Origin of the sequence: Corynebacterium parakroppenstedtii (assembly GCF_019754935.1) — a bacterium.
In the GTDB taxonomy this organism is placed as follows: Bacteria; Actinomycetota; Actinomycetes; order Mycobacteriales; family Mycobacteriaceae; genus Corynebacterium; species Corynebacterium parakroppenstedtii.
Window position 1 is genome coordinate 752,130 of the sequence record NZ_JAGSOA010000001.1, and the last position, 23,118, is coordinate 775,247.

Consider the following 23,118-nt stretch of genomic DNA (forward strand, 5'->3'; position numbering starts at 1 on the left):
GAGGTTCGAAATGGCAACTAATCTGTGTCCTCAGGGGTCGATGGGGTAAAAGTCGGGTCCAGCGCCGATTTTCCGGTCAGCAGAAGACCGAGAGAGCCAAAACGGATTTTCTCATCGTGTTGTAGTTCAGAACGCCCTGCAAACTGGGGACCAGCCATAATAATTGCAAGGTCAATGAGCTGTCTCGTCCAAGCGTCAATGTCGTCATTAGTAAGCGGGTCTTGTTCACGAGAGGTAGCTTCACTCCCGGGCTTCGCGTCCCCTAGCTTCAGATATATGAGTTCTGCTCCTGCCAAACAGCTGTCTCCTCGAGCTTCGTCCGCGCTAGAAGAGGAAACAGGTAAACCAGAATCAGGACTGAGCTTCTCCTCTTGCCTTTTCGCCATCGCAGTCTGATAGGTCTTGAGTTGCGGGTGATTCTTCGCATCATTTTTGCCAATGGCCTTGCCCCCTGTTTTGAAATCAATGATGAAATCCTTTCCGTCATCATTAGTTTCACGACGGTCGATTTTCCCCTTGATCACCACGTTGTCACCAGAATCTGTCTGACCGACGATAGAGCTCAAGTCTTCTTCAATCCTTACCGAGCCGGCCTCATTATTCCCTCGCCCGTCCAGCCATCTCTTTAGACGATCAAATCCATCTTCCCATTTTTTGAATTCTTCTTCTTTTTTCCACGCATGCGGGCCTAGAAGGCGAGGTACTGTATCTAGAAACTCATAGCGAACGTCCTCCTCATCAACGCCACGCTCCATGGCCTCAGCAGCCATGTGCGTTAACGTACCCAACAACGTTGCGCTACTATCACTCCCCACAGTTTGGACGCTCTTTAGAAAAGCCCCCAGAGGATAGGCAAGGTAATCTTCCACCTGAGATGGAAAAATGACGTACGGCTTATCATCGTCGTGCAAGCTCTTCGTCGTCGAAAGTCCCTGAACACCCCACCAATGATCAGGGTTGGCCGCAGCGATCACCGATTCCCGGGACGGGGCGTCACCCGCAGCCAAAGCCAGACGAGCTAGCTGACGGGCAGCCTGTTCCCGCTCATGACTAGGCGTGTCCTCAGATTCAACCGCGCGCCTAAGTTCCGCAATAAGGGAATCCGCCGATAAGACGCGAGGGAACTCGCACTCCGAGCGCATCGACAACGACGGCTGCGCCGCCGCCCCATCACTGTTTTCTGCAGCACCGGAATCCGTGCTTTCAGAGGACTCATGATCGCTTTCACCATGCGAATTCACCACAATATCGTCGGTAGCAATCTCCTCCAAAAACCGAGAGCGCGTATCTGCGTCGCTATCAACTTTTCCATCATCCGAAACATGAGGCCCTACAGCTGTCACCAACAAGGAGCGTCGTGCACGTGTCACTGCCACAAGGAACAGACGGCGTTCTTCGGCCAAACGATCGTCATAACGGCCACGTCTATTCCCGGGCAGGCCCGGTTCAACATCACGATCCACCAAGTCAATAAATTCTTCTTGTCGGAAGATAGTGCCTGTTTCAGACAGCGACGGCCATACGTCTTCCTGCAACCCGGCAACGACGACAGTATCCCACTCTTTTCCTACAGTGGCGTGGGCTGGAGATACAACGACGGCGTCGCGCACGGGGCCGCGTCGATCACGAGCACCCGTCGGTAATTCTTGATCACGCATGAACTGCAGGAACGTGGTGATTGTGCTGGCTGGATGGCGTTCAACATAGTCGCCGGCAGCGTCAAACAAGGACATGACAGCATCGAGATGTCTGTCGGCCATTGACCCCACAGCACCACCACGTAACGATTGATCAACCAACACATCCGACAAGCCCGCGGCATTCCATACTTCCCACAGGATTGTCTCGATGCTCTCACCGTTGCGATAAGCCGTCTGACCAGCTTCAATGACACTGCGTACCCGCATGATCAGATCTTTTTCACGGGCGGTGAGGTTCTTCGTGAGATCGGCAAGCTCACCACCTAAAAGAATGAACCGCAGAGCATCAATCGCGCGGAAAACTCGTCGACCGTCGTCCTCAACATCGGTCCTAATCATGCGTGTCAGACCATCCGCTTTGTCGGGATCATCGAACTCTAATCTCATGAACCCACGCCGAAGCCCGCGCAAAATACGCCGGAATGTTACTGGATCACCACCACCGATGGGGCTGAGCACCATTCGTTCTAGCTCGTCGTTCGTGAGGTTTGTATCAACAGCACCCCGGACAACGAGAAGAAGTGCTCGAACCATCGGTTGCTCAGACAGGACGATCTCGGTCGGATCATCGGCGACCGGCACACCCGCGGACAACAACCCCCGCCTGATTGGGGCGGCCTGACTCTTTGACCGAACAATAACGGCAATACCTTTCCACGGAACATTATCGACGAGGTGAGCACGCCGAACACGATCCACAACCGCGGCAACCTCTGCTGATGGTGTCGTGAGAATGCGGATACCAGCCTCGCCGCGGTCGATACCATCATTTGCCGAGTTCGCGGCAACCTGCTGCCGGATTTCCTTCGCCCACTCATTACTTTCGCGGGTATGCATCGATTTAGCTACACCAGCATCCAGTTCCGCCACCGGAGGGGCCATTCGTCTCGTCCCCGGCAAGTAGATAGTCTTTCCTTTGTCCACTAGCTTCTCCGCGTAAGTCGTGCTGCCACCGCGGAATCCAAACACTGATTCCGATTCCGCGCTAGCGACCATTGTTAGCCGCGCACGAGATCGGAAGCGTTCCACCAGAGCCGAGGACAGCGGATCAAAAAACTGGGAGTCGTCGATAAGGATGACATCGAACTTCAGCGACTCCGATAATTCCTCATCGTTGTCGAGTGCGTCGACGGCGGTACGGATCAGTTCTGAGGCATTAAGAGCGTTCGACCCCATAAGGCGAGCCGTGGAGCGATAGTCATCGTAAAAATCAGCGGCAGCAATCCATTCCTCACGAGAAAATCTCTGGCCCAGCTCACGGAGATCCTCGGACGTAACCCCACGCTCAGTCACACGCAGCAAAAAGTCTCGCAGCTGGCGGGCAAAGCCAAGAGTTGTCAGGGCAGGTTTCAACTTGTCCGGCCATATATCGGAGCCCTGTTCCGCCTGTTCACGGAGCAGGTCTTGGGTCAAAGCATCGTGTTCCGCGCCCGTTAATAGACGCAGTTTCGGTGCTCCAGCGTTGTGCGCCGCTTGGTGCCGCAATACAGCGAATGCGAACGAGTGCACTGACCGGGCGATCGGCTCAGAAAACACTCTCTCTACCGCGTTATCTTTATCAAACTCTTGTTCGATTGCGCTTAAAAGCCACCGATTAGTTTCACCAGCAGCCTCTTTCGACGCAGTAAGAAACAAGATAGAATCCGGATTTGTGCCGGCCATAATCTCTGCCCGGGCAACATCCCGTAAAAACGACGAACGACCGGAACCAGGCCCTCCCTGCACTACAAAAGTGCCTGATGAGGAGCCTGCTGAGCTAATAAGATCAGCCGCTTGTCCTTGCCAATGGAAGTCAGCATGGACGGAAGCTTCTTTAGTCAGTTGAATGTGGAGGGGACTGTGTGAGGGGGTCGATGTCAGCATAGTGCTAATTATTGCACTTGGTTAGGACACGCTAGCTCATTTTCTACTCACATTGTCCAAAAACACACTGCACTGCCACTGTCTCAGGAGGTGCAGCAGGACAGCCACTGCCCTACGACGTGCGCACCCCAGAACCGCGACGAGCGCGCACGACCTCAACCATGCGCCCCAGCCCCACGAGTGAGCTCTCCTTGGCATCGGGATGCAGAGCATGAATGAACAACCGATAGAGCACCGCGCGAACCATCATTTCGTCGAAGTCCGGCAAGTGCGACCACCGCGACGCCAAGCCGTCGTCGGCATTTCCCCAGGCCATACCGTCGACGACGGTCAAAGCGACGGGCCATGCATGTGGGTGAAACACCGGCGGAATCTCGGTCACAACGGCCGGGGAGGACCCATCAAACACCGTCGTCCCGACCATGTCAGAGGACACCACGCGGTTGGGAGCCCGCACCTCGTCGCGCAATGCCGCCACCGAGGACGCCAACTCCAAGGCTTGAGCAACGGTGGAACTCGCCACTGCGGAGACGTCGAGACCCGGCGCGATTACCTGCGATGGATCCTCGGAGAACGCCGCCTGATCGGCTGCGGCGAAGAGGTGTTGCGTCGTCCACGGGCGTTCGTCGAGGTCAATTTGCGGAAGTGGGTTCTCGCTGAAACGGTCGTTTCCGCCTACCCCCATCGCCTGGTCAATGGATTCCGACAGCAGAAGCGATGCGGCGGCGATTTCATCAAACCGAGGAGCAGGGTGGCCCTGTACCCACGTGTCCGCGTGCCACCCTCCAAGAATGTAGCGCCCATCAGAGGAGCTCAGGGGACGGACAACACCGATCCCCGATGGCTTCAACTTGTGCCGCATTTTCGCCGACCAAATTGCCGTATCGGCATGGTGCGCGCGCCGGAGCACTGCGGATTGGACTTTCCACCCGTACCCCCATTCGCGCCCCAAGAGTTCGGGGGTTCCGCGATCCGCCCGGAAGCCCATCAGGATGGGGTCCGATGGTGGGGCCATGTCATGAAGTGGTGTCGGCTCCGCTGAAGTCATGGGTTCCATCCTTAAGTACGTTCTGTCCCTTACGCACTACGATTTCGACGCTTGCGGGTACGGCCATGCATTGTATTTACAGACTTTATTGTCCTCGGGGTACACCTGGGCGGATTCTTTATCCAGCTTATGCAATGGGTTATTAGCCAACCCCAGTGTCTGCTGCATCATGATAGGCGCTAATCCGCCATCGTCTTCACATGCTTTGTGGTGAGCGTAGCCAATTCCGTGCCCGACCTCGTGGTTGATCATGTACTCGCGATACGACCCAAGATCACCATTAAAAGCCCCGGAACCACGAACCCAACGAGCCTCATTGAGAACAACACGATTACCCGCGGCAGTAAAACAGCTGGTTTCAATTTTGATGCTATCGCCACAGGCCTGGCGGGCGGTTTCCGGGCTGGAAATCTGGATGCGCAAATCGGGCGTCTGGGTGGGGTCATCGATATCGATGTGTTCAAATGCGATGTTCTTATCGTGTGTCCAACTCCGCGGATCAGAAAGAGTGCTATCAATCATCGTCGAGACCGCATCGTCCCCACCGTAGCTATTCGTATCAAGCCCGTTTTCAGCCTCGATAACAAATTTCACACGCTTGGTTTTCCCCTCGCCGACCTTCATCCCAGGTCTACCGATCGCCCGGTACGTCCCCTCACCGGCCTCGGTGTACGGACCACCTTTCGGCAACTCCTTCTGCAGGCCTTTTTCCGACTCCGGCGACGACGGAACCGGATTATCGCCCAGCCCATGCGGGCCATCGCCTTGCGCTCCATCACCATCGCCCTGGCTAAAGGGGGAATCTTGCACTGTCGACGCGCGAAACGGGTTCCCCACTCCTGTCGTGGCAGCGACAACCAGCCACAGGACAAGTACCGCGACGACGGGGATAACCAGCGCACCCCAACCCCATCGACGGGCCAGCATCACGGGCGTGGATTCCGCAGGGGCGGCCGCGCCCGGCCGAAGCTTCTTCTTCAACGGGGTACGGGTCATCGGCGCAGGACCGTCGGGGTCGATAGCAGAGTTATTGGCGTGGCCGGCATTGGCGCGGTCACGGTGCACGTCGTTGTTGTGGCTCATTCGATAATGACTCTTTGGGGAAACCTCGTGGGGGCGGACAGGCGAAAGCAGCAGGCGGATATTAAACGGGCGATATTAAAACACGAATACTAAAACACGATTGCTAAAACAGCTGGCGCGTGGTTTACGCGAAGCCGACGGGGCGGGCCGACTCAGAGCCGATCTCTACGTAGGCAATGGCGGCACGGCGAATCAAATGGGTGTGCCCTTTGGCATCGTCGATGCTCAACACAGCACTGGTATCCGTCGGCTTGGACAAGGCGTCGTTAATTGTGGTGGTGATTTCTTCTTTCTTCCCCTTGGCATTAATGACCAGCTCACGGGGGTTATCTGTAAAACCAATCTTGATTTCCATCATCAATCCTTATCATCAACGTCGGGTTGTCTCTATGCCGCCTATGACCTCACCATGATGGCTATATGACGGCACCATAACGGCTATTTTTCGGCAGATGCGAACACGCCTCACCAGCCCAGCACCGGCCATTGTAGGCACCACGATAGGATAACCACCATGACGGACAAGCGGCGTTCGCAGCAAGCACGTACATCATCGCGACGGCGGAGAGCTGTCCGGCGTTCATCACGCTCGGCAGCGCCTCAGACGGCATCGCCTAATCAAGGGACGAACAATACCACTCCCGAGGCCACCTTCGCTCCCAAAGACGCGACTGCCTCCACATATGCGCCCGCCGACGATCATGCGACCGCTTCCGACACGGCACCCCAGCCCGCCGACTCCGCGCAATCCGAAACACCGACATTTGAGGAACTCGGCGTCGCGGCAGAAATCGTCGATGCGCTGGCCGAAAACGGTATCACGCACACATTCGCCATCCAGGAGCTCACTCTACCGCTGGCCCTCGACGGTAAAGATCTCATCGGACAAGCCCGAACCGGCATGGGGAAGACGCTGGCATACGGGGTGCCGCTCCTCGACCGCATTTTTGACGACGCTGCCATCCCCGAGCTCGACGGAACGCCCCGGGCACTAGTCGTCGCCCCCACCCGCGAGCTGGCCTACCAGGTCTCCGATGACCTCACCTTGGCCGCGAAACACCTGGCCAATTTCAACGATGAGCATCGTTCGCTACGCGTGACGACGATTTGCGGCGGCCATCCCTTCGAGAAACAGATTGCGCAGCTCCGCGAGGGAACCGACTGCATCGTCGGCACACCCGGCCGGCTACTGGACTTGTGCAAGAACCGTGAGCTCGACCTCTCCCACGTCGCCGTTCTGGTGCTCGACGAAGCCGACGAAATGCTGGACCTCGGGTTCCTCCCCGATATCGAGAAAATCCTCCAGCAGGTTCCTGAGACGCGCCAAACCATGCTGTTCTCGGCGACGATGCCGGCCCCGATTATGGCGTTGGCCAGGACGTTTATGAACAAACCCGTTCATATCCGCGCCGAAGGTACGGATGATTCGACGACGCACGCCACCACGAAACAAGTGGCGTTCAAGAATCACAAGCTCAACAAGCTCGCCACCTTGTCCGCCATTCTGCAAGCGCATAATCGCGGCCGGACCATCATTTTCACGCGCACCAAACGCTCCGCCGCCGACGTTGCCGACGACCTCGCCCAGCGCGGTTTCCTCGTCGGTGCGGTCCATGGGGATATGGCGCAACCCGCGCGGGAAAAGTCCCTCGACGCCTTCCGCAGCAAGAAGATCGAAGTTCTCGTCGCGACGGATGTTGCCGCCCGCGGTATCGACGTCGACGACGTCACCCACGTCATTAACTATCAAGTGCCCGACGACGCCATGACCTACGTGCACCGCATCGGCAGAACTGGCCGCGCCGGGCACACCGGGACCGCAGTGACCCTCGTCGGATGGGATGAGATCACCAAATGGAAAGTCATTGACGACGAACTCGACCTCAACGTCGGCGAACTCGATGAGTGGTTTTCGACGTCACCTGAGTTGCGTGAGGCGCTAGATATCCCCGATGACGTGGACGAACGTGTCGGAGAATCCCGCCCGGTCTATGGTGGCGCCAAGGTGCTCAGTCCGCAGCGGAAGAGCGCGAAGAGGGCCTCGCGCCCGCGTCGTGATGACCGGCGTCAAGGCGATCCCCATCGACGGTCGGAGTCGCGGTCGCGTCGTTCACGGTCCGGATCGCGTTCGCATTCTCGCTCGCGGTCCCAGCGCCGTAAGTAACGATCCCCACGTCGGGTCCCAACGTCGTAAGCAACAGTGAAGCCCAATGAGGGCGGCGCTGACAACACACGTAAGGTCACAGTGTATGAAGAGATTCAGGCCCCGGGTTCCTGCGGAACGTTCCACGCGCACTGACCGGATTGCAGTAGCTGTTATCACGCTCATTGTGGTCGTGTGGATTTTCGGCGTGTGGGTGACATCTGAGGCGCGCCATTCTCACCTTTCCACCGCGGATGGCACGCCCCAAGCTGAGGATCAGCTTACGAGTGTCCCCGCTCACCTGCAGCAAACGTGGACTCACGAGATTTCCGGCCCGGCCCCCGAAGGGCCTGTTGTCAGTGGCCCGACGGTTCTGGCGACGGGGGAGAAAAAAGTGGAAGGCCTGGACCCCGCCACAGGGGAGGCCCGGTGGTCATACACCCGCAACCAGGACCTGTGCGGGGTCACGGCGTCGTTCTCCCAGTTCGTTTCCGTCTTCAAGGGCCCTGCTGGCTGCGGTGAAGTCAGTTCTCTCGACGAAGCGACCGGCGAATACTCGCACAGCCGCGAGTCGGCGAACTCGAGCCCCGTGTCGATGATCCGCTCCAACGACAACGTCGGCGTCGTCACCCCCACCCGGATGGAATTGTGGCGTAATGATCTCGTGCGCACGGTTGAATTCGGTGATGTCGAGAACCAAGCCGAGCCTGATATGCAGCCCTTCCCCCACTGCACGATCCGTTCTGCGCTGACCCGATCTGACTTGCTCGCCGTCGTCGAAAATTGTCCCGACGACAAAGACAGCGAGGGTCATGCCATGCTTCGGCTGATGAAGGCTGTGCCGGACGATTCCCGCAAGCCCGAGATGATTAAGTCCTACAACTTGGGTGCCGACACCGCGCAAATCGTTGCCATCAGCGAAAACAAGGTTGCTGTGTATGTGGCTGCGAGTGAACCCCGCATTGACGTCGTGGATAAGAAGGGGCACGTGACGTCATCGCAGCGAGTGAAGCCGTCCCCTCTGATCGACGCCCATACCCGGGCGAATGCGGACGCGGCTGAGAAGGGTGAACCTCAGAACACCTTCGAGCCCGCCATTAACGACGGCCCACACAACATGTTCTGGTGGGATGGGGAGCGTCTTTATGCCTTCGATCCCGAGGATCTTTCCGTCCAGTTCGTTGTGGCCGATGCGCTGGGGACTGGGGATGTCGTCGGCGATAATCACCTCTTGCTGCCGGTTAAGGGAGGCATTAGCGTCGTCGACACTAAGAAAGGCGAGGCGGGTAAAACTATCCCCGTCGAGAGGACTTCCCGCGGTGATGCCGTGTCTACCGGTGGGGATGATTCAACAGCCATTGCCGACGCTGTGAGCGTGCGCGTTGCGGGCAAAACCATTGTGGAACGGCAGGGAAATAACCTGGTGGGATATCGTTCCTAGGGCGCGGATTAATGCAGGCTAGTGGCGATCTATTGGCCGTATCGTGATGCCGCCCAGGACACCGCGGCGGGATTAAAAATCAGCCCAAGGCCGACCAGGGACACAAGAAGCGTCGGGATGCCCAGCTCCGGCCGGGACGACGAAAACATATACCAAGCCACCGGCAGCAGAAGCATATTCAGCATTGCCACTGGAGCACGTCCCCACCGCTTACCACGCGTCAACGCCCATCCGGCCGCAGCAACAGCGCCGAAGATGATGACGAACCATAATGCCGTTCCGTAGCCACTACCCCAGCTGGCCAGCACTCCCTCAACCTTCGCGTCGCCATCGCCGTGTCCCCGGGCTGTTTGAATAACCATCACGATCGCGGCAATCAGCCCCACAGCACCTTCAATCATGCCGACGTAGCCCGCCCACTTCACGGTCGACGGGAGCGTTAATTCTGCCTCTCGGCCGTCTTGCTGATGGTCGTGCGCTGGCTGAACATCCTCGCGGGGCTGGCCTAACGACGGCCGCTGGTCAGACTTCCGCCGCACACCACGATTGACCGAACGCTTCTTACGGGAACTAGACACACGCTCACTGTAGCAACCCCGGCACCGACCACGCCCCACGCACGGGTTCGTCGTCGGCAATGAAACCGCAACCAGGCTGATTACCGTACTGCAACCACATCAGGCGGAACATCGGGCTGAAAGATGAGCATATAAGGCCCTGCCACCCCCACAGCTACCCTGTGTTTACCTTGAATTTCCGTGATGTTCACCTGAATATCCAGCGCTTTTAAGGTGACACTCTGTCGCTTTTTAGGCTTAAGGAAGCTATTACAAAAAATCCAAATAATGCTAGAGGTTGACGGCTGGCTGTCAAAAACAGTTCCTGTGACGTTCAACACATTTTACCCCCGAAGCCTAGAAATGCTGGCCAAGCCGTGCCATAGTTTCCAAGTACGCACATCAGCGAGACAAACGTTTCTGCTGACGAGGGTGCTGTTTCGAGGACTAGTTTCGGGATTTCCCCCGGTCATCCTCCCCTAATCCACTGTCGACGCCATGGCCATGGCTGCTTTTGGCGTGCCTGCCGGCCGGAGCATCGGTCGAGTTAGCAATAACCGGACACAGCACCCGCCACACCCACCGCACGTAACAAGGAGAATTTCATGGATTGGCGCCACAAAGCCGTTTGTCGTGACGAAGACCCCGAACTGTTCTTCCCCGTCGGAAACTCCGGCCCCGCACTGGCACAGATCGCTCGTGCAAAGGTCGTCTGCAACCGCTGCCCAGTGACCTCGCAGTGCCTCGCCTGGGCCATCGAGACCGGCCAGGACGCCGGCGTCTGGGGCGGCATGAGCGAAGACGAACGACGCACTCTGAAGCGCCGCCGCAACCGCAACAACTCCCGTCGTCGCGCTACGGTCTAGGGCTCGTTAGCTCACTGACGACGGCTCAGCGCGCGTGAGCTCATCAGGCGATCCGTGGTACATAACTGAACCCCGGGATCAGACCGCGTTAGCTATCACAATGACCATTCGATAAAATCACCTTCCTATGGCGTCGTGACCGCCCGCGCGTGGCCCGGCCCTATAAAAAGACACGACGTGCACTGCACGTCCACTGCCCCCAATCAAGTAAAGGAGAGCCGCGATGAGCAAACGTGGACGCAAGCGCAAGGACCGCCGCAAGAAGAAGGCTAACCACGGCAAGCGGCCCAGCGCATAAAACACCTCGCGTGAAACATTTAGTGCAGCTGCCGAATAGCTGACACAACTCATAACAAAAAGGGTGAACCCACCATGAGGTTCACCCTTTTCTCGTCTATAAATATCGTCGAGACTCCCCGTGACGGACGAGCAACACCCCCACTCACTCGTAGCGAATTTGCTCCGTAATCGCCACGTGAATACGGGCACGCAACTCGCGCGACGCTGGCTCTGAACAGCTACGACGGAGGAGGCTCCGAACGGTTTGCTCAATACCGTAGGCCTCAAAATACTCCGGGCAGCTATTCACCCTCTCCATCAGCGCCTGACGTCGCTCCGGATTGCATGGTTCATCCAGAAGATCGTTCAACTCATCGATAATGTCGTGACAACAACTATCGAGCGCATACCCACCGGCAGATGCTGAGGAGTCTGACGCGCCAGGCTCCTCATCCTTGGGTTCATTCCCGCAGTGATGAGTCATGGGGTCGTTCCTTTCATACATGTGACGGTACTTATTCTTGACGGTACTTTTCGGATTTATTTATGTGTTTCAGCAGATCCGGCAGTTTGGACGCCGCCTATGCCACGTTCCGAGGCCACTTCTTTTAACGCTTCCCGCAGCTTTTTTCTTCCGCGGTGAAGGCGGCTCATCACCGTTCCCACCGGAGTACCCATCACATGAGCGATCTCCTTATACGGCATCCCCTCAACATCGGCATAATAAACAACCATCCGATTATCCTCGGGAAGATCCATGAGAGCATCGCGGATACGCTCGTCGGGAATGTTCTTTAGTGCTTCGACCTCGGTCGACTCCAGCCCCGTCGAGTCATGCTCCGCGTTGGCAGCCAATTGCCAATCGGTGATCTCATCAGTCGGCGATTCCGTCGGCCGGCGCTGTGCCTTGCGGTAAACATTGATGTACGCATTTGTCATGATGCGATACATCCAGGCCTTTAAATTCGTGCCTTCCTTAAAAGACCCGAAATTGCGATACGCCTTCATATAGGTTTCTTGGACAAGGTCTTCCGCGTCCGGTGGATTCCGTGTCATCCGCAGCGCACCCGCATAGAGCTGGTCCAACAGCGGCATTGCTTGCTCTTCGAAATCGGCTTGATTAGCCACAGAGAACCTCCTCACGACGTGCACCTTGAAGACTCTCTTCTGTGCTTAGACTCGCGAACGAGCCGCGTTCCCACGCATCGTGGTTGCCAGCGGAACGGCGCGATCGGTTATTCCCCATCACCAGCCGAGTTCCCGACATCGATCGACACAGAACAGTCGCAACATTCGCAGTCATCGTTCTTCATCGTAACCGACATGATCGTAATCGACATGCCCCACCGTGTATTTACTTTCGGTGACGGTGTACAAATAGCAGCCATGAGTGGCAAGAAGGGTCATGGGAAAGCATCGTCAGGGAAGAAAACAGGTCGAGCCGCAACGCCCGCGCTACAAGTCTGCGCAAATGCCGGCGTCGACCACGAGGTTCGGGAATTCGACCATCACACCACCAATTACGGCGAAGAAGCCGCCGAAATGCTGGCGAGCGAAGGAATCGAGGCCGACCAGATTTTCAAAACCCTGCTCATTGACCTCGCTGCCGGGAAAGAGCCCAAGCCCGACCTGGCGGTAGCGGTTGTCCCCGTCACTGGAAGGCTGTCCCTCAAACACGCCGCCGTCGCCTTGAAAGAACGCGGATACGGGCACGGGAAAGCCAGCATGGCTAAGCCCAAGGACGCAGAGCGCAGCAGCGGATATATCACCGGCGGGATCTCTCCGCTCGGCCAAAAGCATCGCCTTCCTACCGTTATCGACGAAACCGCCCTCCTCTGCGACACCATGTACGTCTCTGGGGGCAAGCGCGGCCTCGATATCGGCTTATCCCCGCAGGACCTCATTTCACTCACCGACGCCACCACCGCCGACATACTCGAAGGCCACTAGGTGTGCTGCTGGGGTCCACGCCATTTTCGGCCTCACGCGTAACCAACCCCCACCATGACGCACTTCTATGCAGTCCCGCGCCGATAATGCAACAATGACAACCGTGAAAGCGCAGTCACCCGACACCCTACTGTGGGAGGCCCCCACTCCCCGACACCCTGTCACCGCCACCGTGACCATCCCCGGTTCCAAATCCATGACCAACCGGGCGCTCATTCTCGCGGCACTGGCGTCGGGCCCCTCCACCATTACAGGTGCGCTGCGCAGCCGGGACACGGACCTCATGATCGCCGCACTGCGAGCCATGGGAGCCACTATTGAGGAGAGCGATTCGTCGTCGGGCTCATCGTCCGGCTCGTCGTCAACGGACAATAATTGCCGACGAACACCACCGGCATCGATTTCCCTCCGCGTCACCCCGACGCCACAACTACACGGAGCAACTGTCGACTGCGGGCTAGCTGGAACAGTCATGCGCTTCCTACCTCCCGTCGCGGCTCTTGCCGACGGGCCAGTTCTTATCGACGGCGACCCGCACGCGCGAAAGCGACCGCTACGAACCATGGCCGACGCGCTGCGTCAATTAGGCGTCACCGTCGAGGGCGACTCGCTTCCGCTGCGGATTGAGGGGGTGGCCTCGTCGGATGCGCACACATCGACGGGTAATCCGCACGCGTCACACGTCGGCACTATTGAAGGACCGCGCGGGGGAGCTATCCGCATTGATGCGTCGTCGAGCTCGCAATTTATTTCGGGCCTGCTGCTCTCGGCGGCGCGCTTCACTCATGGGATTACGGTGACGCACACAGGGACCACGCTCCCCTCGCAGCCGCACATCGAGATGACTATAGACATGCTGCGGGATGCGGGTATTGGTGTCACGATGCCGGAACCGCACACGTGGCAGGTTGCGCCTGGGGATATTCAGCCGAACCGATGGGTCATCGAGCCCGACCTGTCCAACGCCACCCCATTTATGGCCGCCGCGGCAGTCACGAGAGGGCGCGTCGTGATCCCGAACTGGCCGACCAAGACAACTCAACCGGGAGATCAATTCCGCACCATCCTGGAAGAGATGGGGGCTCATTGCGATCTCGTCGATCATGATCTCGTCGTCACTGGTCCTGATGCGCCCGCAGACGGTCGCAGATCCGGTCCCGGCCTGACCGGGATCACGATGGACCTTCACGACATCGGTGAGCTCACCCCCACTATCGCGGCCCTCGCCGCTCTCGCGGACACCCCCTCCCACCTGTACGGAATTGCTCACCTGCGCGGACACGAAACCGACCGCCTTCACGCCCTGGCCACCAACATCAACGCACTCGGCGGTCAGGTCGAGGAAACCGACGACGGCCTCATCATCACCCCGGCCCCACTTCACGGCAACACTTGGCCCACCTACGACGATCACCGCATGGCCACAGCCGGCGCCGTCATCGGTTTGGCCGTGGCCGGGGTTCGCGTCGAAAATATTGGGACCACTTCGAAAACCTTCCCCGACTTTGCACGAACATGGCTGACAGCCACGAATTCTGCAGAAGGCGGCCCTGAATGAGCGCACGACGACGCCCCTCACGCGACTGGGATGAAAGCGATGTCCATATTCGCCCAGGTAAAGGCTCCCGGCCACGCACGAAAGACCGCCCCTCCCACAAGAATGCGCAGTGGGGCATGGTCATCACCAAAGATCGCGGACGGTGGGGAGTTGTCCTGGACGACGCACCCGACGACGCTCGCACCATCGTGTGCATGCGTGCCCGTGAACTCGGTCGAACCGCCATCGTCGTCGGTGACCGTGTGGGCGTGGTCGGCGACACCTCGGGAAACCCGGGAACGCTCGCGCGGATCGTGAAGCTGGCCGACCGGCGCTCCATCCTCCGACGCACCGCGGACGATAACGACCCGTATGAACGCATCGTCGTCGCCAACGCTGATCAGCTGCTCATTGTCTCGTCCGTCGCGGATCCGCCGCCACGGGCGGGGTTCGTGGAGCGTGCCCTCGTGGCCGCTTTCGCCGGCGGTATCTCCCCCATCCTGTGCCTCACCAAGAGCGACCTCACCGATCCCGCGCCCTTTGCGCACGAATTCGAGGATCTCGACATCCGCATCGTTATCGCCGGACAAGATGACGACATTACCGACGTCCGACGCCTGACGCGCGGACATGTCACGGCGCTCATCGGGCACTCGGGCGTCGGCAAATCAACCCTGGTCAACCGCCTCGTGCCGGACGCGGACCGGGCTACAGGGGAAGTCTCCGGCGTCGGCAAGGGAAAGCATACGTCGACGCAATCGGTGGCCCTCCGCTTGCCGACGGGCACTGAACACGCCACGGAAGACGAACCAGCCGACGCCGGGTGGATCATCGACACCCCGGGAATCCGCTCCTTCGGCCTGGCCCACGTCGATCCCGATACGGTCATCGCCGCGTTCGAGGACCTCGCCGAGCTCATCACCGACTGCCCGCGAGGATGCACCCACATGGGGCCGCCCGCAGACCCCGAGTGCGCGCTCGATACCGCCACCGGCGCAACCGCCCGGCGCGTCCACGCGATTCGCTCCGTCTTAGAAACCCTGCGATCCAATGACGAGTGGGACCTCAATCGGGATGACTCGTAGTCGTCGCCTCGCCGTCCTCAGTCTGTGCATTGCCGGGGTGGCTGCGCTCACCGGCGTATCCGCAGCACTCCTCACCATCCTTTTCCTGGCCGTCGAGAAACTCTCTTTCGGTACCGACGAATCCAGCACACCCATTCCTACCGACGCCACATCCCCCGGCCGAATTCTGACCGTGTACATCGCGTCAGGTGTCATCGGAAGTATGTTGTGGTGGGGTCTTCAGCGGTGGGGGCGCCCGCAACCATCGGTACCGCAATCGCTCAACGGACAACCCTCTGTCATCCCCGAGACCAGCGCAAATGTTGCCCTCCAGGTAGCGCAGGTCGGCACCGGCGCGTCCGTGGGTCGGGAAAATGCACCGCGCGTGGCTGGTGCGCTATGGGCCGACCGCGTTGCCGCATGGGCGCGCATGACCCCCGAACTCCGACGACTGCTTATTGCGTCGGCTGCGGGCGCGGGACTTGCCGCCGCCTATCACGTTCCCCTGGCGGGTATCGCGTTCGCCATCGAGTTGTGCGGGGTGAGCATCCGACTCCACAAAATCATCGTCGTGAGCGCGACCTGCGTGATCGCGACCGTCATATCCGCTCTTATCGAGCCCACCGGGCTGCAATACAGCGCGCCGCGAGTGACCTGTTCATGGACAACCTTGCTGTTCGCCATCCTGGTGGGCGTGATCATCGGCCCTTTGGGCAGCGCGTTCCGTCACCTTGCTCGATGGTGTCAACACTGGGCCACCCACGACGCCCGCGTCCTGTATCGCATGCCGGTGGGATTCGCCCTGGTCGGAGTCGCAGCAATGAGCCTTCCCGCTCTTGCCGGCAACGGAAAATACGCGGCGGTGTCGGCATTTGACGCCTCGATAGGGTGGAAAGCTCTTGCGCTACTCTGTGCGCTCAACATCCTCGTCACGCTCATCAGCCTCGCCAGCGGAGCGTTTGGCGGGATCCTGACCCCGAGCTTCTCTATCGGCGTGATGGTGGGAGCATTGGCGGGCGTTGCTCTCGCAGGGGTCATGGGCGCCGTCGGAAATACAGGAAGCACGCCCGACGTCCTCACTGAAAATGTCCACGGGACACCGATCCTCGCCTGCGCGGTCCTTGGTGGGGCAGCCTTCCTCGCTACGGCACAACGCGCTCCCCTCTTCGCCCTCCTCATCACCGTGGAATTCACAGGGCAAGGTCTCTCCAGCATTCCCGCCATCGCCGTCGCGGTGATCGTCGCAAGTCTGCCCCTGATCTACCCCACATTGAGTAAAAAATGTCGCGGGGCAGGCACCTTTTCTTTCTTGACACGCCAGTGAACCCTTAACCTATTTTCATGTGGTGGCGCAGGGCGGTGAACAACTGGCAACAGAGAAACACGCGCGCCACCGACTCGTCGTGCGAACACCCCCTCCGTACCCGATTGCGGTCGTACTCCATCGCGTCGGCCGGCGATGATGACATTTCGCAATTCCCGCCCGTGCCCGCCTCCAGCGTGTCACGGTCCCCCATCGGGCTCGTCGCCGTCTACGCCACCATCATCGGGATTATCGTGGGGGCATTCATCGCCGGAGTGGCCCAACTGATCTTGTTCACCGAGCGGTTGGTGTACGGCTCCGACCATCAACACGAGATATCTCCCCTCGATTCGCTCGGCCCTACCATCAATCTGCTCATTCACCTCGTGGCCGTCGGATTCATCTCCGGGGTCGGGTGGGCCGTGTTGCACTGGCGATCCACCCGGCGCGTCTCTATCCCCCAGGCCATGCAGGGCACCACGATGCCCGTCGGCTCCACGCTCTCCAGCTCATTACTACAGATCATCAGCGTTTCCGCGGGCGTTCCCATCGGCCGCGAGCAGGCTCCCCGTCAGATCGGCGCCCTCATCGCCTCCGCGTTCTCGCGGCTATGGGAAGTAGACCGACGAACCCTCCGTCTCCTCGTTGCGTCGGCAGCCGGGGCCGGCATGGCGGCGTCATTCCACCTACCCTTGGCCGGTGCGTTGTTCACCATCGAGCTGCTCCTGGTATCCGCCTCCGTGCGAGCTGTTGTGACGACGATGACTTGCTCGGTGGTCGCGACGACGGTCTCGGGCCTCCTGGGCGCACCACGAGTCACCTATAACGCGGCACAGTTAAACGAAAGCGCGCTGACCTTGCTCTGCGCTGTTGTCGTCGGCTCGATAGCCGGCCTGGCCGGCGACTATTTCGCGCGCCTGGCTCATCGGGCATCCGCGCGACCCGTGTCGGCGCGCTGGCAATGGCTGGCCACAACAGGCGTGATGGCCATCGTCGGGGTTCTGTCCCTCTTTTTCCTGGGATCCAGCGGTAATGGTGCGTATTCGGCCAACCTTGCGCTCACCGCGCGGGTGACACTCGGCGGGGCCATCGCGGTCTTCATCATCCGCCTGGCGGTGACCTGCGCAAGCTTTTGGGCGGGCGCGGTCGGCGGAATCTTGACGCCGTCCTTCGCCTTGGGCGCGTTACTCGGATGCGTGTTGGGCTACGCGGGGCAATGGATGTTCCCCAGCGTCGACCCGCGTGCGTGCGCACTGTTGGGAGCGGCCGCATTCCTCTCGACGACGATGGCCGCACCGCTATTTGGGCTGGTCGCAGCCGTCGAGTTCACCAATCAGGGTGCCGACGGTTACCTCGCCATGTTCGTCGCTGTCATTGCTGCAGCGCTCGCTGTCCGCGCGACACAGAAGGGCCAAAACTGGCTATTCCGGCGCACTGTCACACCCAATAAGGCCGGCGTCGCCACTGCTCAGCACGGGCCCTTTGCCGACGATATGCGGTCGCAAAAGGCTGCTCGACCGTCACGAAGCACTCACACCACAGAGCCAGGCTGGCATCGGGTTGAAAAGGTGACGGAAGACGGCGCCCAGGATCAGGGCGCGCACTTTCCGTCAGCAGGATCTCCGCCTGCCGGATCGGCGTCGGCAGGATCGGCGTCAGCAGGTTCTACAACAGCTGAGCCACCATCGACAGCTCCTGAGGGTCATACCAGGCGAGATCGTGATCCTCGCAGTTAGCCAGGAGATGTTCCGCATCGTCATCGCCCAGGTCGGCTTCATCAATGACACGTAAAGCCTGCGCGGTGTCATCTTCGGCCTGCTTAACATCGATATGAATGGACGCAAGATCGTCGGCAGATAATGTCGGTGGATCCAATCGCACCGTTGATTCGCCCGCCGTCGGATCCGGAGTCACTGTGGACTCATCCACCTCGAAAGTGAGGATGACACGGCGGTGAGGAAAGCGATCCTCGTCCCCCACCGAGAGCAAGCGCAAGGAGGCCCGGCCTGCATCTAAGTACGCCTGGTAGCCCAGCTCTTCGTCGTCACCCGAGGTGAAGTACTCGCGCAATGCCGGGGTGACGGCAAAAGCTACGCCGCTACGTACCGGCATAGATTTGTTCTCCGCCAGCTCCTGCAACGTACTGAACGTGGCCGGCACGTAAATCCGCATTGTTGCCAACCTAGAAGTCACCATCCAGACCGAACAAGCCCGTCACCTGCACAACCGTCCGGTCAAACTGCTGGTACAGCACCCCGACCATGCCGGATTCGACAGCGCCCTTGACATTCTCGATCGAGTCATCCACCAGAACACAATCATTCAGTGGAAGTTCAATGGCGTCGGCGGCTGCCTGGAAAACTTCCTCCGACGGCTTATCCGCCCCGACTTCGCCGGAAAGGACGACGGCATCGACGGTGCCAGAGCGCTCCCACTCACGGATGGGATCTGCTTGGGGTCCGCCGGGATCATTCGACAAAATAGCGGTGGCCACGCCATTTGCTTTCGCTGCTTGAAGCAGGGCGCGCCACCGGTCCGCGTCCTCCTCGGACACGTCTAAAACGCCACAATAATCCACAATCAAACCTCTCATGTCGCACTATCGTAACCGAACTTCGGGTTCGATGCCCTGTCTCAGGGTGGGCGTGGCATATATGACTGTGGAGTGGCGATATGGCCGGGGCGCCGCATATATGGCAGCGAAGGGAACCATGAGCGCATTTTTACGTCAAACCAAGTATGAACACCGCAACCACCATGAACTCAGCAGCTGAAGAAGCGATAGCCACCGAGTCGAATGCCATTGCTCCCCCTTCGGCCCGACGCTTCACTGAACCAGACTGGTTAGCACCCATCCCCGGGTTCACCTTGTTGCATCACGTCACTAACCGAGCAATTCTGGATGCCAGCAAGTACGTGGATAACGGCGAATACACCAATGATCACGCGGACACCAGCGGGTACGTGGACACCAACGAATACTTGGAGAATCCCCCAGCACAACCTGCTCTACTCAGCCCGCCGCCATCCGAAACCGACTCCTCACCGATTCCTCTGGCAACCCCCACGGCCGTGATCCGAAGACTCGTCACCATCGCACTAGAGGCCGCGAGCGGCCACCGGCCACCATCCAAATTATCCTCCGACGATTTCGCCCCCATGGTTCGGCAATCACTCACGACGCTATCCCGGTTGAGCACCAGCCCCCATGCACCCATCGTGGCGGGGCGGCTCATCATGGTTCACTGCTCGACGAACGAGGCCGAAGGAGAACGCCCACGTTTCGTTGAATTCTGCGGAACGTGGCAAGCACGACTCCCCCGGTCGCACCAGCCAGGACGGGTCCGGATACTGGCTGGTAAAGCGGCCAAAACCCGGACGTCCTACCGGATCACGACACTCCGGTTCATGTGAACATCCGGGCACTCCACGCAGGAAACCCCTCCACGCGGGAGGGCAATCAGTTACCGAGCGTGACGTCCGCTCTTGCGCTGAGCCCGTGCAGCCGCACGACGCTCACGGCGGTTCTTCGGCTGAGCCTCCGCGTCACCCTCGTTCACTGCCGAGGCAGAACCGGTCTCATCTGGCCCGGAGTAGCTCATCTGCACTTCCTGGCGCTCGCCCGCGAAGTCCGTCGCATCGACTTCGCCGTCACCGTTGACGTCGGCATTTTGCTGCATCTTATTCGCTTCGATCTGCTGGCGAACCATGAACAGCTGCCGGACGGCCTCTTCCTTGATGCCGTCCTCCATCTTGCGGAACATGTCGCCACCCTCGCGCTGATACTCAACAAGGGGATCGCGCTGAGCCATCGCACGCAAACCGATACCCTCTTTGAGGTAATCCATCTCGTAGAGGTGTTCGCGCCACTTCTGGTCCACCACGTTCAACAGGGTATAGCGCTCCAGGTTACGCATCTGCTCGTCGCCACCGATGGCCTCGACGACCTTCTCGAGGTCCTCGTACTGGGCCAACGCGTCGTCAATCAATGCCCGACGCAGATCTTCAACAGGAAGCTCACCCGCCGGACCGTATTCAGACGAATCGATAAGAGACTGCCAGCTCATCGTCGGTCCATAGAGGCTCTCGAGGGCGTTCCACAATGCACCCAGGTCCCAATCCTCGACGTACCCGTCGGCGGTCTCTGCATAGACGTACGCGGAAATGGTGTCGTCGATCATGGCGCGAACCTGGTCGCGCAAATCCAGGCCCTCAAGAATCTGACGACGCTCTGCGTAGATGACTTTACGCTGCGAGTTCATGACCTCGTCGTACTTCAAGACGTTCTTGCGCATCTCGAAGTTCTGGCTTTCGACCTGCGTCTGCGCGCTCTTGATGGCGTTGGTCACCATCTTCGCCTCGATCGGGACATCGTCCGGCACGTTGAGGCGATTCATCATGGCTTCCATGGACGGCCCGACGAAGCGCGTCATCAGCTCGTCGCGCATCGACAGGTAGAACCGCGTTTCGCCAGGGTCGCCCTGACGTGCACAACGACCGCGCAACTGGTTATCAATGCGGCGGGACTCGTGACGTTCCGTGCCCAGGACATAGAGGCCACCGGCTTCGCAGACCTCTTTCGCTTCCTTCTTCGAGGCGTCACGCACACGCGCGATCTCCTCATCCCACGCCTGCTCGTACTCTTCGGGGGTCTCCACCGGATCGAGCCCGCGCTGACGCAAGTTAATATCCGCGATAATGTCCGGGTTACCGCCGAGCACGATGTCCGTACCACGGCCAGCCATGTTCGTGGCGACGGTGACCGCACCCAATCGGCCGGCCTGCGCAACAACCTGCGCTTCTTCCTCGTGGTGCTTGGCGTTCAGCACACTGTGCCGGACACCTTTCGACTGCAGCAGGTGCGATAAGTACTCGGAGCGCTCGACTGAGGTCGTACCGACCAGCACCGGCTGCCCCTTCTGCACGCGCTCTTCGATGTCGTCGGCCACAGCGCGGAATTTCGCTTCCTGCGTCTTGTAGACCAGGTCACTCTTGTCGATACGCTGGTTGGGCCGGTTGGTCGGAATCTGGTTCACGTCGAGCTTGTAGATCTGGTGCAGCTCAGACGCCTCAGTCTCCGCGGTACCAGTCATGCCGGCCAGTTTGTCGTACAGGCGGAAGTAATTCTGCAGCGTAATCGTCGCCAAGGTCTGGTTCTCGGCCTGGATCTCTACGCCTTCTTTGGCCTCGATGGCCTGGTGCATGCCCTCGTTGTAGCGGCGGCCCGACAGCACACGGCCGGTGAACTCGTCGACAATAAGGACCTCACCATTGCGGACGATGTAGTCCTTATCGCGAACAAACAGTTCCTTCGCCTTAATTGCGTTGTTCAGGTACCCAACTAATTGCGAATTCTGCGGAGCGTACAAGTTGTCAATGCCTAGCTGATCCTCAACCAGCTCGACACCTTCCTCGCGAATACCGACGGTGCGCTTGCGCTCATCCACTTCGTAGTGAATATCGCGGGTCATCCGCGGCACAATCCGCGCGAAAGCCGTGTACCACTCCGATGTTCCCTCGGCGGGACCGGAGATAATCAGCGGGGTGCGTGCTTCGTCGATAAGAATGGAGTCAACCTCGTCGACGATGGCGTAATGGTGACCACGCTGCACTAACTCGTCCAGGGAGTGGGCCATATTGTCGCGCAGGTAGTCGAAGCCGAACTCGTTGTTCGTGCCATAGGTAATGTCCGCGTTGTAGGCCTGGCGGCGTTCCTCCGGGGTCATGCCGGAGAGAATGACATCAACTTTCAAGCCTAAGAAACGGTGAACACGGCCCATCCACTCCGAGTCACGTTTGGCCAGGTAGTCATTCACCGTCACGACGTGCGCGCCTTTGCCCTCCAGGGCGTTGAGGTATGCGGGAAGCACACAGGTCAAGGTCTTACCTTCACCGGTTTTCATCTCGGCGACGGAACCGAAGTGTAAGGACGCCGCGCCCATCACCTGCACGGGGAAGTGCTTTTGTCCCAGAACTCGCCACGACGCTTCCCGAGCGGTGGCGAAGGCCTCCAAGAGCAGGTCGTTGACCGTTTCGCCATCCTTCAGGCGCTGTTTGAATTCATCGGTCTTCGCGGCCAATTCCGCGTCACTCAACGCTGCATAATCATCTTCAAGGGCGATAACGCGGTCTGCGATGTTCTTCAGCCTTTTGACGGCGCGTCCTTCGCCAACACGGAGGATCGAGGAGAGTCCAAGCACAGGGAATGGTCCTTTAACAACTGTCGATTATGGATGGATAATGCTACCAGCGAGTGTATGCCCCACCAGGTGAGCATAGATAAC

At 59.2% G+C, this 23,118-nt stretch carries 22 protein-coding genes; 10 read left to right on the forward strand and 12 right to left on the reverse strand.

Annotated features, from left to right (window positions below; translation table 11 throughout):
* Positions 1-17 precede the first annotated feature (17 nt).
* From KCQ76_RS03150 to KCQ76_RS03165, 4 genes are all read right to left on the reverse strand, one after another.
* On the reverse strand, positions 18-3,563 hold the full coding sequence (locus KCQ76_RS03150; RefSeq protein WP_046202643.1) for an ATP-dependent DNA helicase: 3,546 nt from the start codon (positions 3,561-3,563) through the stop codon (positions 18-20).
* 112 nt (positions 3,564-3,675) lie between these two features.
* Positions 3,676-4,611, reverse strand: coding sequence for a TIGR02569 family protein (locus KCQ76_RS03155; protein ID WP_052722179.1), 936 nt, complete (start codon positions 4,609-4,611; stop codon positions 3,676-3,678).
* A gap of 36 nt (positions 4,612-4,647) precedes the next feature.
* Positions 4,648-5,694, reverse strand: a complete 1,047-nt coding sequence (locus tag KCQ76_RS03160) for a DUF3152 domain-containing protein (protein WP_052722178.1) — start codon at positions 5,692-5,694, stop codon at positions 4,648-4,650.
* Between the two features lie 124 nt (positions 5,695-5,818).
* Positions 5,819-6,052 (reverse strand): DUF3107 domain-containing protein, encoded by a 234-nt coding sequence (locus tag KCQ76_RS03165; protein WP_373369096.1) that lies wholly within the window; start codon positions 6,050-6,052, stop codon positions 5,819-5,821.
* A gap of 156 nt (positions 6,053-6,208) precedes the next feature.
* Here KCQ76_RS03165 and KCQ76_RS03170 point away from each other — a divergent pair, with 156 nt between their 5' ends.
* Both KCQ76_RS03170 and KCQ76_RS03175 read left to right on the forward strand, forming a co-directional pair.
* Positions 6,209-7,858, forward strand: a complete 1,650-nt coding sequence (locus KCQ76_RS03170) for a DEAD/DEAH box helicase (protein WP_231725329.1) — start codon at positions 6,209-6,211, stop codon at positions 7,856-7,858.
* A gap of 85 nt (positions 7,859-7,943) precedes the next feature.
* Positions 7,944-9,278, forward strand: a complete 1,335-nt coding sequence (locus KCQ76_RS03175; protein ID WP_221914786.1) for an Rv3212 family protein — start codon at positions 7,944-7,946, stop codon at positions 9,276-9,278.
* A gap of 29 nt (positions 9,279-9,307) precedes the next feature.
* Here KCQ76_RS03175 and KCQ76_RS03180 read toward each other — a convergent pair whose 3' ends face one another.
* On the reverse strand, positions 9,308-9,856 hold the full coding sequence (locus KCQ76_RS03180) for a hypothetical protein (RefSeq protein ID WP_231725330.1): 549 nt from the start codon (positions 9,854-9,856) through the stop codon (positions 9,308-9,310).
* 80 nt (positions 9,857-9,936) lie between these two features.
* A complete protein-coding gene (locus tag KCQ76_RS03185) occupies positions 9,937-10,176 on the reverse strand; it encodes a hypothetical protein (RefSeq protein ID WP_146003191.1) in 240 nt (79 codons plus the stop codon).
* A 264-nt stretch (positions 10,177-10,440) separates the two neighbouring features.
* Here KCQ76_RS03185 and KCQ76_RS03190 point away from each other — a divergent pair, with 264 nt between their 5' ends.
* Positions 10,441-10,701, forward strand: coding sequence for a WhiB family transcriptional regulator (locus KCQ76_RS03190; RefSeq protein WP_046202645.1), 261 nt, complete (start codon positions 10,441-10,443; stop codon positions 10,699-10,701).
* Between the two features lie 223 nt (positions 10,702-10,924).
* Entirely contained in the window at positions 10,925-10,999 is a 75-nt protein-coding gene (locus KCQ76_RS11145) for a 50S ribosomal protein bL37 (protein WP_012732104.1), read from the forward strand.
* Between the two features lie 144 nt (positions 11,000-11,143).
* Here the strand turns inward: KCQ76_RS11145 and KCQ76_RS03195 are convergent, their stop codons facing one another.
* From KCQ76_RS03195 to KCQ76_RS03205, 3 genes are read right to left on the reverse strand one after another with little or no spacing between them, the layout of a single operon-like run.
* Positions 11,144-11,464 carry a hypothetical protein gene (locus tag KCQ76_RS03195; RefSeq protein ID WP_052722176.1) on the reverse strand — a complete coding sequence of 107 codons (321 nt, stop codon included), beginning with the start codon at positions 11,462-11,464 and terminating at the stop codon, positions 11,144-11,146.
* Positions 11,465-11,520: 56 nt separating this feature from the next.
* Complete coding sequence (locus KCQ76_RS03200; RefSeq protein WP_373369095.1) at positions 11,521-12,108, reverse strand: sigma-70 family RNA polymerase sigma factor; 588 nt, start codon at positions 12,106-12,108, stop codon at positions 11,521-11,523.
* Positions 12,101-12,283, reverse strand: a complete 183-nt coding sequence (locus KCQ76_RS03205) for a hypothetical protein (RefSeq protein ID WP_146003190.1) — start codon at positions 12,281-12,283, stop codon at positions 12,101-12,103. Before KCQ76_RS03205 ends, KCQ76_RS03200 begins: the two co-directional genes overlap by 8 nt.
* 83 nt (positions 12,284-12,366) lie before the next feature.
* Between KCQ76_RS03205 and KCQ76_RS03210 the strand changes: the two genes are divergently transcribed.
* The 5 genes from KCQ76_RS03210 to KCQ76_RS03230 all read left to right on the forward strand — a co-directional run bounded on the left by KCQ76_RS03210 (position 12,367) and on the right by KCQ76_RS03230 (position 18,570).
* On the forward strand, positions 12,367-12,930 hold the full coding sequence (locus KCQ76_RS03210; protein ID WP_046202804.1) for an aminoacyl-tRNA deacylase: 564 nt from the start codon (positions 12,367-12,369) through the stop codon (positions 12,928-12,930).
* A 94-nt stretch (positions 12,931-13,024) separates the two neighbouring features.
* On the forward strand, positions 13,025-14,488 hold the full coding sequence (locus tag KCQ76_RS03215) for a 3-phosphoshikimate 1-carboxyvinyltransferase (RefSeq protein ID WP_046202805.1): 1,464 nt from the start codon (positions 13,025-13,027) through the stop codon (positions 14,486-14,488).
* Positions 14,485-15,552 carry a ribosome small subunit-dependent GTPase A gene (gene rsgA / locus KCQ76_RS03220; RefSeq protein WP_046202647.1) on the forward strand — a complete coding sequence of 356 codons (1,068 nt, stop codon included), beginning with the start codon at positions 14,485-14,487 and terminating at the stop codon, positions 15,550-15,552. The genes KCQ76_RS03215 and rsgA overlap by 4 nt, the downstream gene beginning before the upstream one ends.
* Positions 15,518-16,855 carry a chloride channel protein gene (locus tag KCQ76_RS03225; protein WP_082090318.1) on the forward strand — a complete coding sequence of 446 codons (1,338 nt, stop codon included), beginning with the start codon at positions 15,518-15,520 and terminating at the stop codon, positions 16,853-16,855. The genes rsgA and KCQ76_RS03225 overlap by 35 nt, the downstream gene beginning before the upstream one ends.
* A gap of 17 nt (positions 16,856-16,872) precedes the next feature.
* Entirely contained in the window at positions 16,873-18,570 is a 1,698-nt protein-coding gene (locus tag KCQ76_RS03230; protein ID WP_052722175.1) for a chloride channel protein, read from the forward strand.
* Here KCQ76_RS03230 and KCQ76_RS03235 read toward each other — a convergent pair.
* Both KCQ76_RS03235 and KCQ76_RS03240 read right to left on the reverse strand, forming a co-directional pair.
* A complete protein-coding gene (locus KCQ76_RS03235) occupies positions 18,500-19,006 on the reverse strand; it encodes a DUF6912 family protein (protein WP_046202649.1) in 507 nt (168 codons plus the stop codon). The two genes, KCQ76_RS03230 and KCQ76_RS03235, sit on opposite strands and share 71 nt — an antisense overlap.
* A 10-nt stretch (positions 19,007-19,016) precedes the next feature.
* Complete coding sequence (locus KCQ76_RS03240) at positions 19,017-19,427, reverse strand: HAD family hydrolase (RefSeq protein WP_041628875.1); 411 nt, start codon at positions 19,425-19,427, stop codon at positions 19,017-19,019.
* 164 nt (positions 19,428-19,591) lie between these two features.
* Here KCQ76_RS03240 and KCQ76_RS03245 point away from each other — a divergent pair, with 164 nt between their 5' ends.
* A complete protein-coding gene (locus KCQ76_RS03245) occupies positions 19,592-20,248 on the forward strand; it encodes a hypothetical protein (RefSeq protein ID WP_221914787.1) in 657 nt (218 codons plus the stop codon).
* Between the two features lie 50 nt (positions 20,249-20,298).
* On the opposite strand, the gene secA is transcribed toward KCQ76_RS03245, so the two are convergent.
* Entirely contained in the window at positions 20,299-23,034 is a 2,736-nt protein-coding gene (gene secA, locus KCQ76_RS03250) for a preprotein translocase subunit SecA (RefSeq protein WP_046205107.1), read from the reverse strand.
* Between the last annotated feature and the right edge of the window lie 84 nt (positions 23,035-23,118).